Origin of the sequence: Thermoanaerobacter sp. X514, assembly GCF_000019065.1 — a bacterium.
Taxonomy (GTDB): Bacteria; Bacillota; Thermoanaerobacteria; order Thermoanaerobacterales; family Thermoanaerobacteraceae; genus Thermoanaerobacter; species Thermoanaerobacter pseudethanolicus.
In genome coordinates this window covers 881065-896420 of the sequence record NC_010320.1, presented here as the reverse complement: position 1 = coordinate 896420, position 15356 = coordinate 881065, and the positions used below count along the sequence as shown (strand labels likewise).

Here is a 15356-nt window from a genome sequence, read left to right as displayed (position 1 = left end):
CCTTTCTTCAATAAATTTTGGTTTTAACTAATTAAATATCAAAATCTTCTAAATCTAAATCATCATTTTCTATATCAAAACTATCTGGCTCAAAATCAATATCCTCTGGCAATTCTTCACTCTCTTCTTCAAAGCCTTCTTCGTAGCCTTCTTCATACACTTCTTCTGGCGGCGTATCTTCGCGGCCTTCTATATTGATATTAAGAGTAGCATCTGGCACATCAGAATCGTCATCATCTTCAAATTCTTTTAATGGAATTTCTTGATTATCTTCTGTGATAACTTTGACATCTAATGCTAAGCTTTGAAGTTCCTTAACCAATACCTTAAAGGATTCAGGAATACCTGGTTCTGGTATGTTTTCACCCTTGACAATAGCTTCATAGGTTTTTACACGACCTGATACATCGTCAGATTTTACCGTTAAAATCTCTTGTAAAGTATGAGCTGCACCATATGCCTCTAATGCCCATACTTCCATCTCACCAAATCTCTGTCCACCAAACTGAGCTTTTCCACCCAAAGGTTGCTGAGTAACCAAAGAATAGGGTCCAGTAGACCTTGCATGCATCTTATCGTCAACAAGATGGTGAAGTTTTAGCATGTACATATAACCTACTGTAACTTTATTATCAAAAGGCTCACCTGTTCTTCCATCGTACAATTGCACCTTGCCATCTGGAGAAAAACCCGATTTAGCTAAAAGCTCTTGTATGTCTTCTTCCGTTGCTCCATCAAAAACAGGTGTAGCAATCTGCCATCCCAATGCTTTTGCAACAAGACCCAAGTGAACTTCTAAAACCTGACCAATGTTCATACGGGATGGAACACCTAATGGGTTTAAACATATCTGCAAAGGGGTACCGTCTGGCAAAAATGGCATATCTTCTACTGGAAGTATCCTTGAAATAACACCCTTGTTACCGTGGCGCCCTGCCATTTTGTCTCCAACAGAAATTTTCCTCTTTTGAGCAACAAATACTCTTACCATCTGGTTGACTCCTGGTGGCAATTCATCACCATTTTCTCTGGAATAAACTTTAACATCTACTACTATACCTGACTCACCGTGAGGAACACGCAAAGAAGTATCTCTTACTTCTCTTGCCTTTTCTCCAAAAATAGCTCTTAAAAGTCTTTCCTCAGCTGTAAGTTCAGTCTCACCTTTTGGAGTAACTTTACCTACCAATATGTCACCAGCGGTAACTTCTGCACCTATACGTATTATTCCTCTCTCGTCTAAATCTTTTAAAGCATCTTCGCCTACATTCGGTATTTCTCTCGTTATCTCTTCTGGACCTAATTTCGTATCTCTTGCTTCTGCATCATACTCCTCAATGTGAATAGAAGTTAAAGAATCATCTCTAACCAATTCTTCACTTATCAAAATAGCATCTTCATAGTTGTAACCTTCCCAAAGCATAAATCCTACTAAGACATTTTTCCCAAGTGCAAGTTCACCGTGGTCAGTAGAAGGTCCATCGCATATAACTTGCCCTTTTTTCACTTCATCTCCTTCATTTACAATAGGCCTTTGGTTTATACAAGTTCCCTGGTTTGACCTCTTAAATTTAAGTAAATTATACTCATCCCTTCTACCGTCCTTTGTTCTAATTACAACTTTATCAGCAGCGACTTTTTCCACTACTCCATCGTTTTTCGCTAATACTACTACACCAGAATCAACAGCTGCCTTATATTCTATACCCGTTCCAATTATTGGTGCTTCAGGTTTTATAAGGGGTACTGCTTGCCTCTGCATGTTAGACCCCATCAAGGCTCTATTCGCATCATCATTTTCCAAGAAAGGTATCATAGAAGTAGCAACAGACACTATCTGTTTTGGTGAAACGTCCATGAAGTCCACTTCTGTTGGAGGTACAGCTATTATCTCTTCTTTTAATCTACATACCACTTTCTCATTAATAAACCTGTTGTTTTCATCTAATGGTTCGTTAGCTTGAGCTATAATATATTCATCTTCTTCATCTGCAGTCATATATACAATTTCATCTGTAACTGTACCAGTAGTTTTATCTACTCTCCTATATGGAGCTTCAATAAATCCATATTCATTTACACGAGCATAGGTAGTCAAAGATCCAATCAAACCGATATTAGGTCCTTCAGGAGTCTCAATTGGACATATCCTTCCATAGTGAGAATAATGAACGTCTCTTACTTCAAAACCCGCTCTTTCTCTACTAAGTCCTCCAGGACCTAAAGCACTTACTCTTCTCTTATGAGTAAGTTCTGCCAAAGGGTTAGTTTGGTCCATAAATTGAGAAAGCTGGGAGCTTCCAAAAAACTCTCTAATGGCTGCTACAACTGGGCGAATGTTTATAAGGTTTTGAGGAGTAATTTCATTCACATCTTGGATTGTCATTCTTTCTTTGACTACTCTTTCTAATCTCGCAAGTCCAATTCTAAATTGGTTTTGCAATAATTCCCCTACAGACCGCAGTCTCCTATTTCCTAAATGATCTATATCATCTATTGAACCTATTCCATGAGTTAAATTTAATTGGTAACTTATAGTGGCTATAATGTCATCTTTAGTAATGTGCTTAGGAACAAGTTCATCCATTCTATTTTTTATTTCGTTTATTACCGCCTCTTCATCAGAGAAATTGTCAAGTATTTCTTTTAATATACTTAAATTTACTGCTTCTTTTATATTTAAGCTAGATACATCATAAGGCATTGGATATTTATTTATATCCACCGTATTATTGCCTATTACTTTTACTACTTTACCCTCTACTAACACTTCTACTACATTTATGCCGCAATTTTGAATTTCTTCTGCCTTTTCTTTTGAAATTTTCTCTCCTTCTTCTACTAATATCTCACCTGTAACAGGGTTGACAATCTTTTTTGCACTTTTTAAGTTTGCAATTCTCGCTTTTAATGCAAGTTTTTTATTAAATTTATAGCGCCCAACTTTTGCTAAATCATACCTTTTTGCATCAAAAAATAGTGCATACAAAAGGCTTTTAGCACTCTCGACAGTAGGCGGCTCTCCTGGTCTTAATCTCTTATAAATTTCTATTAAAGCCTCTTCTTCAGATTTTGTAGTATCCTTATCTAAAGTAGCTTTTAGTTTTTCCTCTTCCCCTAAAAGGTCAAGAATTTGAATATCAGTACTATACCCCAAAGCCCTTAATAATACAGTAATTGGAACTTTTCTTGTCCTGTCGATTCTAACATATACTATATCATTTGAATCTTCTTCATATTCTAGCCAAGCCCCTCTATTTGGAATTACAGTTGCAGAAATCAATTTTTTCCCAAATTTATCAAATTGCTGTTCATAATAGACTCCTGGAGACCTCACCAATTGGCTTACAATTACACGTTCTGCGCCATTTATAATAAAAGTACCCTTTTCTGTCATTAAAGGGAAATCTCCCATAAATACCTCGGATTCCTTAATTTCCCCTGTTTCCCTATTGGTAAGGCGTACTTTAACTTTCATCGGCACAGCATATGTAGTATCTCTGTCTTTACATTCTTCTACTGAATACTTAGGGTTATTTTCTAATCTATAATCCACAAATTCTAAAGCCAAATTTCCCGTAAAGCTCTCTATTGGGGAAATTTCTCTAAAAACTTCTCTCAATCCCTCCTCTAAAAACCATTTGTAGGACTTCTTTTGAACTTCAATAAGGTCGGGCATTTGTAGAACTTCATCAATCTTGGCAAAGCTCATTCTTGTCTTGTTGCCCACTTGTACAGGACGTACCATCCATTTCACCCCTTAAAAAATGTAAATTGCCAAAAGTTGAAAACTTTTGGATTGCGCACAAAATAACCCTATTTTACCATTATTATTCACCAACAGTCGTCATCTTATACATATACATATATTAACAAATAAAAAAGGCCACTATTAATGCAATTTATTATGATAGCACAAGAGAAGATTTATGTCAACAATTCCCCATAAAAAAATAAGGGCAAAATTTTTGCCCTTATTTTATTTCTACTTTTGCACCAACTTCTTCGAATTTTGCTTTAATTTGATTTGCTTCGTCTTTGCTTACTCCTTCTTTAACTGGCTTTGGAGCACTTTCTACTAAATCTTTTGCTTCTTTTAGTCCTAAGCCTGTTACTTCTCTCACAACCTTGATAACTTTTATCTTGTCACTACCTACTTCTTGTAAAATAACATCAAATTCTGTTTTTTCTTCAGCTGGTGCTGCTGCTGGTGCTCCAGCTGCTGGAGCTGCTGCAACTGCTACAGGAGCTGCCGCAGATACGCCAAATTCCTCCTCTAAAGCTTTTACCAATTCAGCTAATTCTAGAACTGTCATATTTTTTATGGCTTCCAAAATTTCCTCTTTGCTCATTTTCTCTACCTCCATCTTAAAATTTTTATTTTTATTTTCAAGCTTCAGCTTGCTTTTTCTCTTTCACTGCATTTAAAGCATAAAGCAGGCTTCTCAAAGTGCCAGACAACACGAAAACGAGGTTGGTAATAGGAGCTTTCATGCTGCCCAAAGCTTTCGCCACAAGCTCTTCCCTTGAAGGAAGCTCCGCCAAAGCCTTAATTTCCTCAACTGTCACTAACTTCCCATTTACAAGACCTGCTTTTAACTCAATTCCCTTGTGGTCTTTCATAAATTCGACAAGAACTTTAGCAGGCGCAACGGGGTCATCATATCCAAAAGCTACAGAAGTTGGCCCTTCAAAATACTTAATTAAATCATCTCCATAGCCTAGTTCCTTAGCTGCAATAGTCATTAAAGTATTTTTGTAGACTTTGTACTCAGAATTAGCTTCTCTAAATTTGCGTCTTAATATAGTATCATCTTCTACAGTCAAGCCACTAAAGTTTGAAAAAATCACTGTTTGTGCTCGTGACAATTTGTCTTTAAACTCTGCTACTATTTGTTGCTTTTTCTCTTTTGCTGTGCCCACCTTCCCACCTCCTTAAAAAATTTAAAAAGGATCCCGTAGACACGAGGATCCCTTTTGGGAATTTATTTCTAAAAACCTCGGTGGGATTTACGTGCAAAAGCACACCCACTGTCTACGGTCTTTTTATTCAATTTCAACGTCACTTATTATACCTTACATCTTTTTGTCTGTCAACAACTTTTATTAAAAAATCTTTAAAGGATTAACCTTCACACCTGGTCCCATTGTAGAAGATAACACTACACTTTTGATGTATTGTCCTTTTGCGGCTGCTGGTTTGGACTTGATTATAGCATCCATAACTGCTCTGAAGTTTTCTAATAACTTCTCTTTCCCAAAGGATTTTTTCCCTATAGGAACATGAATTATACCTGCTTTATCCACCCTGTACTCAATCTTACCAGCTTTAATTTCTTTAATAGCTTTTTCTAAATCAAAAGTCACAGTACCTGATTTAGGATTTGGCATTAATCCTTTTGGCCCTAATATTTTACCTAATCTCCCTACAACTCCCATCATATCTGGGGTTGCAACTACAACATCATAATCAAACCAATTTTCATTTTGTATTTTTGCAACTAATTCTTCTGCTCCCACATAGTCAGCACCTGCTGCTTCTGCTTCTTTAGCTTTTTCCCCTTTTGCAAAAACTAATACTTTCACACTTTTTCCTGTTCCGTGAGGAAGCACTACTGTACCTCTTACCTGCTGGTCAGCATGTCTTGGATCAACACCTAATCTTACAGCTAGATCAATTGTTTCGTCAAAATTTGCCTTTGCAGTTTTCAATACAATGTCTATAGCTTCATCACTGGAATACTGCTGTGTTTTGTCATATAACTTTAAGCTCTCTAAATATTTTTTCCCACGTTTCATTTTCTAACCTCCTTGTGGTATTATCGGACTTTCCTCCCACTTATTTTTATACAATCTCTATACCCATGCTTCTTGCAGTACCTGCTATCATCCGCATAGCAGCCTCTATATCAGAAGCATTTAAGTCTTTCATCTTGATTTCAGCAATTTCTCTAAGCTGCTCCCTTGTAATTTTTCCTACTTTTTGTTTGTTAGGTTGCGGAGAACCTGACTCTATTCCAGCTGCTTTCTTCAATAGCACAGCTGCTGGTGGAGTTTTAGTTATAAAACTAAAGGACCTGTCTGCATATATTGTAATAACAACAGGAATTATTAGCCCTGCGTCTTTGGCTGTCCTTTCATTGAACTCTTTACAAAAAGCCATTATATTAACACCGTGAGGTCCTAAAGCAGTACCTACTGGTGGCGCAGGAGTAGCTTTTCCCGCTGGCAACTGTATTTTTACAACTGCTGCCACTTTCTTTGCCATGATTACACCTCCTTACAAAATTAAAATAGCTTATGAGTTTCTACTTTTATATTTTTTGAAGTTGTACAAGGTCAAATTCAACCGGTGTCTCTCTCCCAAACATAGAAATTAAAACTTTCGCCTTTTGTCTTTCTGGATAAATCTCTTGAACTACTCCAATAAAATTCTCAAAAGGCCCAGAAATAACCCTGACAGTATCTTTTACATTAAGGTCAACTGCAGTTGGAATCTCTTTTATACCTAAAGCTCTAACTTCCGCTTCAGTCAATGGTACAGGTTTAGATCCAGGGCCTACAAATCCTGTAACGCCCCTGGTATTTCGCACAACATACCAAGTATCATCTGTCATAACCATTTTCACCAAAACGTAACCCGGGAAAATCTTTCTCTCGACAGTTTTCTTTTTACCGTCTTTAATCTCAACAACTTTTTCCGTAGGTACGATAATTTGGTGAATTAAATGCTGCAAATTCCTATTCTCTACAATTTTCTCTAAATTAGCCTTAACTTTGTTTTCATATCCAGAATAGGTATGAACCACATACCACTTTGCATTTTCTTTTTCTGGCATAGTCAACCTCTGGGGACTCGCCCCAACCTCCTTTAAACTTTAATAATGAGCTTTAATAGGTAACTAAAAATTGAGTCAATCAAAAAAAATGAATACTGTCAAAAGAGCCATTACTATTAATACAATTTCAGTATAAGTTATCACAGTTTTTCTGCTTGGCCATGTCACCTTTTTCATTTCTGCCCTTATATCTTTGAAAAACTTGACAATTTTTCTTCCTTCACCGGCCATTTCCTCACATCCTCTTGAAGTTTTAAAAACTACTTAGTCTCTCTATGCAAGGTATGCTTTTTGCAGAATTTGCAATATTTCATTAATTCTAACCTATCAGGGTCATTCTTCTTATTTTTTGTCGTATGGTAGTTTCTATTTTTACACTCAGTACATGCCAACGTAATTTTTACTCTCAATTATTACACCTCCCGGTGATTCGACTGCTTAGTCAAATTTATCATAAATATAACTTGTTGTCAATCACAAAAATAAAAAGTCTGTGTCAAAGATTTATAGGTAGCTCATTGGTTGACATTTTGCACAGTTTGCTAAAGCATTGATTTAACCCAAAAGAAGCCAGGCTTGAACCCGGCTTCTCTTTATTCTATGATAGCTGACACGACGCCAGCACCTACTGTACGGCCGCCTTCTCTTATAGCAAACTTCAAACCTTCTTCCATCGCTATCGGTGTTATTAACTCTACTTTTATCGTTACGTGGTCACCTGGCATCACCATCTCTACTCCATCCGGCAGGTTTATTACCCCTGTCACGTCTGTCGTCCTAAAGTAAAATTGTGGCCTGTATCCATTGAAAAATGGTGTGTGCCTTCCTCCCTCTTCCTTCGTCAATACGTAAACTTGAGCCTCAAATTTCGTGTGCGGCTTTATCGTCCCTGGCTTCGCTAATACTTGCCCTCTCTCTACTTCGTCCCTCTGTACTCCTCTTAATAATACTCCTATGTTGTCCCCTGCTTGCGCTTCATCCATCGTCTTCCTGAACATCTCTACTCCTGTTACTACTGTCTTCCTCGATTCTGTCGTCAATCCTATTATCTCTACTTCGTCTCCTACCTTTACCTTCCCTCTCTCTACTCTTCCTGTCGCAACAGTTCCCCTTCCTGTTATCGTAAATACGTCCTCTACTGGCATCAAAAATGGCTTGTCTATGTCTCTCTCCGGTGTCGGTATATATTCGTCTACTATATCCATTAACTGCCATATCTTACCGCACCATTCACACTCTCTCTTGCCACATCCACATTCTAATGCCTTTAATGCTGATCCTACTACTATCGGTGTGTCATCCCCAGGAAATTCATATTCGTTTAATAATTCCCTTACTTCCATCTCTACTAATTCTATTAATTCTGGATCGTCTACCATGTCTGCCTTGTTTAAAAATACTACTATATATGGCACTCCTACCTGCCTCGCCAATAATATGTGCTCCCTCGTCTGTGGCATCGGACCGTCTGCTGCTGATACTACCAATATCGCTCCATCCATCTGCGCTGCCCCTGTTATCATGTTCTTTACATAGTCTGCGTGACCTGGACAGTCTACGTGCGCATAGTGCCTCTTCTCTGTCTCATATTCTACGTGAGTCGTGTTTATCGTTATTCCCCTTGCTTTCTCCTCTGGTGCCTTGTCTATCTCGTCATATCCCTTCGCCTCTGCCATTCCTGCCTTCGATAATACCATCGTTATCGCTGCTGTCAATGTCGTCTTACCATGGTCTACGTGACCTATCGTCCCTACGTTTACGTGCGGCTTCTTCCTCTCAAATTTTTGCTTCGCCATCCTCTTTTCCTCCTTTACACAATAAACTTATCCTGGTGTTTCTTAAAATTATGTCACAAAAGTGACAATTTATACATCTTTGTGCGTGTGCTTTAAAAAATTCAAACCTTGTATGATAAAAAAAAACTTCAATAACAAAGTTGGAGCCCGCGACCGGGATCGAACCGGTGACCTCCGCCTTACCAAGGCGACGCTCTACCTACTGAGCTACGTGGGCAAAAGGGAATATCACGACTCCGATTTTTGATTTTACTATAAAGTTTTCTAAATGTCAATAGTTAGCTGTTTCTCATTTCAAGATATCTTTCTAATTTTCTTTTTACCCGTTGTAGAGCATTGTCTACGGATTTAACATGCCTATTTAAATCTTCAGCAATTTCTTGATATGACTTACCATCTAAATATGATACCAAGACCTCCCACTCTAACCCACTCAACAATTCTTCCATCTTGCTCTCAATGTTAACGTATTCCTCTTTGCTTATTATTAACTCTTCAGGGTCAGCAATGCATTGGGTAGAAACAACGTCCATAAGAGTCCTATCAGATTCTTCATCAAAGATGGGCTTATTGAGGGAAACATAAGAATTAAGGGGTATGTGCTTCTGCCTTGTTGCGGTTTTAATAGCAGTAATAATTTGACGAGTCACACATAATTCCGCAAAAGCTTTGAAAGAGGTGAGCTTGTCACTTTTGTAATCTCGAATTGCTTTATAAAGGCCTATCATCCCTTCTTGAATAATATCTTCCTTATCGGCACCTACTAAAAAATAAGCGCGAGCTTTTGCTTTTACAAAACTTTTATACCTTTCAATAAGGTACTCTAAAGCAATTTCGTCTCCTTTTTGAGCTCTAAAAACGACCTCCTCCTCTTCCATTTGGTCATATGGTTGATAGTAATCCTGCTGCGCCCCAGATTTCACAATACCGCCCCCATTTATTATTCCGGCAACTTTATACGTTATAATTATACATTATATTGGTAAAGGTAGTCAAGCTAATTTTAACTGTTTTCTGCCATTTTGCGCAGTTTTTTTACTATTTCATTATCAAGTCGCTCTTCCAAATTGTCTTTATAAATTGTATTCACATAGCTTTTTTTATGGCTTTCAATATATTTATTCATTTCCTCGTAAAGCTCTCTTGCAGACATTCTTATTGCACCATGAGCTAAAACCACCTGCTGCACAGTCCAATCGGAACTTACCACAATTACTTGCTCCTTTTTCGCTAATTCCACTACTTTTAACTCTATAAAATGATCTGCCGATTCGCCTTCTCTTGTGTAAACGACCTCAATACCACTAATTTCTTCATGTTTTTCTAGACTTCCTTTTACATACATTGCATCAAAAACTAATATTATATTTATCCCCGAATATCCTTTAAAATCAGCCAACATATCTATTAACTTGTCCCGCGCATCTTCCAAGTTTTTTTGCGCTTCTTCTTTTAGTATCTGCCAATTATTTATTACATTATAACCATCCACCAACATGTACAAGGACATCACGCCTTATCTTTTCTTTTTGAAACTACTTGATAAATTAAAATGGAGGCTGCTACAGAAGCATTTAAAGAGTTTATCTTACCCTTCATGGGGATTTTGACTACAAAATCACAATTTTGTAAAACTAATTTCGAAACCCCTTTTCCTTCATTCCCAATGACAAAAGCAACAGGAAAATCATAATTCAGCTCTTCAAAACTTTTTTCCGCATTTACATCCGTTCCAACAATCCACAAGCCTCTTTCTTTTAAATCTCGTATTGTATTGTTAATATTTGATACTTTTGCTATTCTCATATGTTCTACTGCTCCAGCAGAAGTTTTTACAACAGTAGCATTAACTCCTACTGCCCGCCTTTTTGGAATTATTATCCCATGGACCCCAAAAGCCTCTGCGCTTCTTATAATCGCACCTAAATTGTGAGGGTCAGTTATCTCATCTAATATCAACAAAAAAGGCTTTTCTTTCTTTTGTTCAGCATATTCCAAAAGGTCATCTACTTCAAAGTATTTATAGACAGCAGATAAAGCTACGACCCCTTGGTGATTTCGACTACCGGCAAGTTCACTTAAAGTATCATTATCAGTAGTAGAAACTACAATACCTGCTTCTTTGGCAAAATTTATTATCTTTGAAATATTTCCTCCTGCTGTTTTAGAAACATATATTTTTTCAATTTCCTTCCCACTTTTTATAGCTTCGATTACTGGATTTCTACCAAAAATTACATTCTGCTCTTCCATAATCATCACCTATTCTTCAATAACTTGTACAGAAAGCTCAAGAATGTTTTTTAATCTTTCAAATTCTCCTGCAAGATATAGATAACCTAGCAAAGCTTCAAATCCCGTAGCATATCTATAGGCCTGTACTTCTACTCCTTTAGGTGTAGTATTAGACTTCATATTCCTTCCTCTTCTAACTATATCTTTTTCCTCTTCTGAGAGAAGATCATAAATTCTTTTTACAGATTCTGCCTGAGCTTTGGCTTTTACGTACTTAACTGTCTCTTTGTGCAAAAAATTAACAGGCTGATTTTTTTTGGGCCACAATTTTGGTGCGAATGTATAAACTATACACAGCATCTCCAATAAAAGCTAAAACAAGGGGGGATAAACTTAACACCCCCTCCTTCGTAAGTAACTCTGTATTTTCCAAAAACCCCATCATACTCTTTTCCATCTTACTCCCTCTGGTGTGTCTTCCAAAATTATTCCTTTTTCTCTCAGTCTATCTCTTATTTCATCAGCTAACTTCCAATTCTTTTCTTTTCTTGCTTTTTGCCTTTCTTCTATTAAAGCAAGTATTTCTTCATCATTGAGCTCAGTCTCCACGCCTCTGTAAGAAAGTCCTAAAATTTCTGAGAGTTTTAAAAATATATCTAAAATATATTCTACCAATTTCTTCGAAGAATTTCCACTGATATTTGTATTGGCAGTTTTTGACATTTCAAACAAAACCGATATGGCATCCGCAGTGTTAAAATCGTCATCCATTGCATCTTCAAATTCCTTTTTATATTCTTCAAACTTTTCCTTTATTCTCTTTTCTTCTTCGTTTAATTCCCTGTCTTTGCACACAGTAAGCAAATGTTTTAAATTGGCCACCGCATTTAACAATCTTTCATAAGCGGACTTAGCCTGCTCCATTAAATCTAAACTAAAATTAATGGGACTTCTGTAGTGAGCCATAAGCATAAAAAGTCTTAAAACTTCAGGATTGTATTTCTCTGTTATTTCTCTTACTGTAAAGAAATTCCCTTTAGATTTTGACATCTTTTCATTGTTTATATTTAAATACCCTATGTGCATCCAATATTTGGAAAACGGTTGACCATATGCTGCTTCGCTCTGAGCAATTTCGTTCTCATGATGAGGGAATACCAAATCAGGACCTCCTGCGTGGATATCTAAAGTTTTCCCCAAATATTTCGTAGACATAACAGAGCATTCTATATGCCATCCTGGTCTTCCCTTTCCCCAGGGACTATCCCATGCAGGTTCACCGGGCTTTTGAGCTTTCCAGAGAACAAAATCCAATGGATTTTTCTTTTCTTCGTTTATCTCAATTCTTGCCCCTGCTTGCAATTCTTCTATATTTTTGTGAGAAAGCTTTCCATAATCCTTAAATTTCGCAGTTTCAAAATAAACATTTCCATTTACCACATAAGCATATCCTTTGTCGATTAAAATCTTTATAAATTCGATTATATCTTCTATATGCTCTGTCGCTTTAGGATGAACTGTTGCTCTTTTTATACCCAAATTATCTGCATCTATAAAATATTCTTCTATATATTTTTCCGCTACTTCTTTTGTAGTAACATTTTCTTCTTGGGCTCTTTTAATTATTTTATCGTCAATATCAGTAAAATTTTGAACGTAATTTACTTTATAACCTTTATATTCTAAATATCTTCTCACTGTATCAAATACAATAAAAGCCCTTGCATTTCCTATGTGGATGTAATTATATACAGTAGGTCCACAAACATACATGTTCACTATCTTATCATTTAAAGGTTCAAATTCTTCTTTTGTCCTTGAAAGAGTATTATACAGCTTCATCTTTCTCTCCCTTCCTTTCAATTAAAATTTGCTCTAACCTCTCAATCCTCTTTCTCAATTTTTGCAATTCCTCTTCCACAGGGTCAGGAAGTTTACCATGCTCTAAATCTACCACATACGGAGAAGCTATACGTATATTATCTTTTTTCACACAGCGAGCAGGTACTCCGACTACTGTGCTATTAGGTGGTACATCTTTTAATACAACTGCTCCTGCACCTATTTTTGAATTTTCTCCCACTACAATAGGACCTAATACTTTAGCTCCACTTCCTATAACTACATTATTTTTTATAGTAGGATGTCTTTTTCCTTTTTCTTTCCCTGTACCTCCTAAAGTTACCCCTTGATATATTGTCACATTATCACCAATCTCTGTAGTCTCCCCAATTACAACTCCCATGCCATGATCGATAAAAAATCTCCTACCTATCTTAGCACCGGGATGTATTTCAATCCCTGTGAGAAATCTATTAAACTGTGAAATAAGCCGCGGGATTAAAATTAACCCTTTTTTATATAAATAATGAGCAATTCTGTGTAGTATTATGGCATGAAGCCCGGGATAACATAATATAACCTCCAGCACACTTTTGGCAGCAGGGTCTCTTTCAAAAATAACTTGGATGTCTTCTTTTAAAGTTTTAAACATACCAAACACCTCCTTAAAAATTTACCCCCCTCATCTCAGAGACGAGGGGGGGACTCCCGTGGTTCCACTCTGCTTGAGTTTTAAACTCCACTCATTTTAGATAACGGCAAAGGCCGGTAACCCCCTACTAAAATTTCAGGGATACAGCTCGGAGATGCACTTCTTATAACATATCCTCGAGCTACTCGCAGCCTATGGTAGCTCTTCTCTGAAGGCTTATGTTATAATACTCTTCTCCTCATCGCTTTTTACTTTATTAAATTTATCGCTTTTTTCAGCCTATTTATCACTTTATCCTTCCCCAAAAGAGGAATAATCTTCACCAATTCAGGTCCATGGTCTTCTCCTGTTATTGCTACTCTGATTGGCATGAAAAATTCTTTCCCTTTTACCTTGGTTTCTTTTTGCAATTTTTTAAGCAAATCTTTAACATATTCCTCTGTTATTTCATCAGCTTCCTCTATGACTTTTTTAACTACTTCTAGTACAATTTTACTATTTGGGCTATTCAATATTTTCACCGTTTCATCAGAATACTCAACTTCTTCTACAAAAAACATCTTAGCTTTCTCAGTAATTTGAGCCACATATTGGAGTCCATCTTTGTAAAGGGATATTACATCCTTTAGCCAATTATACACCATATCATCTATTCCGTCAATGTATCCTGCCCTTCTTAAATGTGGAATAGCCAAATCTACAATTCTCTCAATAGAACTTTTTTGTATATACTGTTGATTCATCCAATTAAGCTTTTCAATATCAAAGACAGGATTAGCACTGTGAATCCTTCTGAAATTAAATTTCTTTATTATTTCTTCTTTTGACATGATTTCTACATTATCCTCCGGTGACCAACTTAAAAGAGATAAAAAGTTAAACATAGCTTCTGGCAAATATCCCAATTCTCTATACTGGCCTATATAAGTATTCCCATGCCTTTTAGAAAGTTTAGTCCTATCTGGTCCCAATATTAAAGGCGCATGGGCAAACTTAGGAATTTCAAATCCTAAAGCCTTGTAAATGAGTATCTGTTTCGGAGTATTGTATATATGGTCTTCTCCTCTTATGACATGGGTAATCTTCATAAGAGCGTCATCTATTACAACTGCAAAATTGTAAGTAGGCATTCCGTCTGATTTGACAATTACCATGTCCCCGCCTAAAGTATCACTTTTTATTGTAATTTTTCCTTTTATCATGTCTTCAAACTCTATAACTTCATCGTCAGGAATAATAAACCTTATTACAGGTTTTCTTCCCTCTCTTATAAAAGCCTCTTCTTGCTCCTTTGTAAGATACCTACACCTTCCAGAATAACGAGGTATATCTCCTCTTTCTACTGCCTTTCTTCTATCTTCTTCTAATTCCTCCGGAGTACAATAACATCTATATGCCTTTTTTTCTTCAATAAGTTTCTGGGCAAATTTATGATAAATTTCAAGTCTTTCACTTTGCCTATAAGGGCCATAGGGACCTGGTTTATCTGGTCCTTCGTCCCATTCTATACCTAACCACTCTAATTCTTTAAAAATTAATTCTTCAAACTCTTTTGAAGACCTTTCTAAGTCCGTGTCTTCAATCCTTAAAACAAAAGTAGCCCCTTCACTTCTTGAAAAAAGATAATTAAATAAAGCAGTTCTTATATTCCCTATATGAATAGCTCCAGTTGGGCTTGGCGCAAATCTAACTCTCAAATTGTTCATGTGTGTCACTCCATCCTTTTTTAGTTAATACTTTATACTAGATTTAATTATAACAAATTTTGCGCTTTTTAAATAGATGAAGTGACAATTGTGTGTAAAATTTCAACAAGTCGCTTGCTTTGTGCAAATGGAAGTTTTAGTAATGAAACCGCTGCCATTTTGTGAATCATGTATTCCAAACCTTGCAATTATCTGGTCTCCGTGCTTTGTCAAAACTTCTTGAACTTTTGAGCCAAATTCGCTCCTTTTCTCCACACTAATACCCATTATATAAATATTCACAAGA

15 protein-coding genes, 1 tRNA gene, 2 pseudogenes and 2 other annotated features are annotated in these 15356 nt (G+C 36.6%); all 18 genes and pseudogenes read right to left on the bottom strand.

Annotation, left to right across the window (positions count from 1 at the left end; translation table 11 throughout):
- Positions 1 to 31: 31 nt before the first annotated feature.
- A complete protein-coding gene (gene rpoB / locus TETH514_RS04365) occupies positions 32 to 3748 on the bottom strand; it encodes a DNA-directed RNA polymerase subunit beta (RefSeq protein WP_003868699.1) in 3717 nt (1238 codons plus the stop codon).
- A gap of 226 nt (positions 3749 to 3974) precedes the next feature.
- The gene (gene rplL, locus TETH514_RS04360; RefSeq protein WP_003868698.1) at positions 3975 to 4352 is read right to left on the bottom strand and encodes a 50S ribosomal protein L7/L12; all 378 of its coding nucleotides are present in this window, start codon (positions 4350 to 4352) and stop codon (positions 3975 to 3977) included.
- Between the two features lie 37 nt (positions 4353 to 4389).
- A complete protein-coding gene (rplJ, locus tag TETH514_RS04355; RefSeq protein WP_003868697.1) occupies positions 4390 to 4923 on the bottom strand; it encodes a 50S ribosomal protein L10 in 534 nt (177 codons plus the stop codon).
- Positions 4924 to 4936: 13 nt separating this feature from the next.
- Positions 4937 to 5059, bottom strand: a sequence feature (ribosomal protein L10 leader region).
- Between the two features lie 47 nt (positions 5060 to 5106).
- Complete coding sequence (rplA, locus tag TETH514_RS04350; RefSeq protein ID WP_003868696.1) at positions 5107 to 5799, bottom strand: 50S ribosomal protein L1; 693 nt, start codon at positions 5797 to 5799, stop codon at positions 5107 to 5109.
- Positions 5800 to 5845: 46 nt separating this feature from the next.
- Positions 5846 to 6268, bottom strand: a complete 423-nt coding sequence (gene rplK / locus TETH514_RS04345) for a 50S ribosomal protein L11 (protein ID WP_003868695.1) — start codon at positions 6266 to 6268, stop codon at positions 5846 to 5848.
- A 46-nt stretch (positions 6269 to 6314) separates the two neighbouring features.
- Positions 6315 to 6839, bottom strand: coding sequence for a transcription termination/antitermination protein NusG (gene nusG, locus TETH514_RS04340; RefSeq protein WP_003868694.1), 525 nt, complete (start codon positions 6837 to 6839; stop codon positions 6315 to 6317).
- Positions 6840 to 6871: 32 nt separating this feature from the next.
- A pseudogene (secE, locus tag TETH514_RS04335) lies at positions 6872 to 7070 on the bottom strand (preprotein translocase subunit SecE).
- Between the two features lie 29 nt (positions 7071 to 7099).
- Positions 7100 to 7249, bottom strand: coding sequence for a 50S ribosomal protein L33 (rpmG, locus tag TETH514_RS12245; protein WP_004402360.1), 150 nt, complete (start codon positions 7247 to 7249; stop codon positions 7100 to 7102).
- A 183-nt stretch (positions 7250 to 7432) separates the two neighbouring features.
- The gene (gene tuf, locus TETH514_RS04330; RefSeq protein WP_012268637.1) at positions 7433 to 8635 is read right to left on the bottom strand and encodes an elongation factor Tu; all 1203 of its coding nucleotides are present in this window, start codon (positions 8633 to 8635) and stop codon (positions 7433 to 7435) included.
- Between the two features lie 141 nt (positions 8636 to 8776).
- Positions 8777 to 8852, bottom strand: a tRNA-Thr gene (locus TETH514_RS04325).
- 61 nt (positions 8853 to 8913) lie between these two features.
- Positions 8914 to 9558 carry an RNA polymerase sporulation sigma factor SigH gene (gene sigH / locus TETH514_RS04320; RefSeq protein WP_009052839.1) on the bottom strand — a complete coding sequence of 215 codons (645 nt, stop codon included), beginning with the start codon at positions 9556 to 9558 and terminating at the stop codon, positions 8914 to 8916.
- A gap of 80 nt (positions 9559 to 9638) precedes the next feature.
- The gene (locus TETH514_RS04315; RefSeq protein ID WP_003868438.1) at positions 9639 to 10145 is read right to left on the bottom strand and encodes an NYN domain-containing protein; all 507 of its coding nucleotides are present in this window, start codon (positions 10143 to 10145) and stop codon (positions 9639 to 9641) included.
- Positions 10145 to 10888, bottom strand: a complete 744-nt coding sequence (gene rlmB, locus TETH514_RS04310) for a 23S rRNA (guanosine(2251)-2'-O)-methyltransferase RlmB (RefSeq protein ID WP_009052840.1) — start codon at positions 10886 to 10888, stop codon at positions 10145 to 10147. The genes TETH514_RS04315 and rlmB overlap by 1 nt, the downstream gene beginning before the upstream one ends.
- A 9-nt stretch (positions 10889 to 10897) precedes the next feature.
- A pseudogene (locus TETH514_RS04305) lies at positions 10898 to 11327 on the bottom strand (Mini-ribonuclease 3).
- Positions 11312 to 12712 carry a cysteine--tRNA ligase gene (gene cysS, locus TETH514_RS04300; RefSeq protein WP_003868434.1) on the bottom strand — a complete coding sequence of 467 codons (1401 nt, stop codon included), beginning with the start codon at positions 12710 to 12712 and terminating at the stop codon, positions 11312 to 11314. Before cysS ends, TETH514_RS04305 begins: the two are co-directional and overlap by 16 nt.
- On the bottom strand, positions 12699 to 13364 hold the full coding sequence (gene cysE, locus TETH514_RS04295) for a serine O-acetyltransferase (protein ID WP_003868433.1): 666 nt from the start codon (positions 13362 to 13364) through the stop codon (positions 12699 to 12701). The genes cysS and cysE overlap by 14 nt, the downstream gene beginning before the upstream one ends.
- 34 nt (positions 13365 to 13398) lie before the next feature.
- Positions 13399 to 13615, bottom strand: a binding site (T-box leader).
- Entirely contained in the window at positions 13613 to 15070 is a 1458-nt protein-coding gene (gene gltX / locus TETH514_RS04290; protein ID WP_009052841.1) for a glutamate--tRNA ligase, read from the bottom strand. Its footprint overlaps the feature before it by 3 nt.
- Positions 15071 to 15172: 102 nt before the next feature.
- On the bottom strand, positions 15173 to 15352 hold the full coding sequence (locus TETH514_RS04285) for a hypothetical protein (protein ID WP_009052842.1): 180 nt from the start codon (positions 15350 to 15352) through the stop codon (positions 15173 to 15175).
- Positions 15353 to 15356 lie beyond the last annotated feature (4 nt).

What these genes read in the sequence shown, in the direction of transcription:
- cysS (WP_003868434.1), bottom strand. Translation starts at nt 12,712, where the DNA reads ATGAAGCTGTATAATACTCTTTCAAGGACAAAAGAAGAATTTGAACCT.
- rpoB (WP_003868699.1), bottom strand. Translation starts at nt 3,748, where the DNA reads ATGGTACGTCCTGTACAAGTGGGCAACAAGACAAGAATGAGCTTTGCC.
- gltX (WP_009052841.1), bottom strand. Translation starts at nt 15,070, where the DNA reads ATGAACAATTTGAGAGTTAGATTTGCGCCAAGCCCAACTGGAGCTATT.
- rlmB (WP_009052840.1), bottom strand. Translation starts at nt 10,888, where the DNA reads ATGGAAGAGCAGAATGTAATTTTTGGTAGAAATCCAGTAATCGAAGCT.
- tuf (WP_012268637.1), bottom strand. Translation starts at nt 8,635, where the DNA reads ATGGCGAAGCAAAAATTTGAGAGGAAGAAGCCGCACGTAAACGTAGGG.
- rplL (WP_003868698.1), bottom strand. Translation starts at nt 4,352, where the DNA reads ATGAGCAAAGAGGAAATTTTGGAAGCCATAAAAAATATGACAGTTCTA.
- rplK (WP_003868695.1), bottom strand. Translation starts at nt 6,268, where the DNA reads ATGGCAAAGAAAGTGGCAGCAGTTGTAAAAATACAGTTGCCAGCGGGA.
- TETH514_RS04315 (WP_003868438.1), bottom strand. Translation starts at nt 10,145, where the DNA reads ATGTCCTTGTACATGTTGGTGGATGGTTATAATGTAATAAATAATTGG.
- rplA (WP_003868696.1), bottom strand. Translation starts at nt 5,799, where the DNA reads ATGAAACGTGGGAAAAAATATTTAGAGAGCTTAAAGTTATATGACAAA.
- cysE (WP_003868433.1), bottom strand. Translation starts at nt 13,364, where the DNA reads ATGTTTAAAACTTTAAAAGAAGACATCCAAGTTATTTTTGAAAGAGAC.
- nusG (WP_003868694.1), bottom strand. Translation starts at nt 6,839, where the DNA reads ATGCCAGAAAAAGAAAATGCAAAGTGGTATGTGGTTCATACCTATTCT.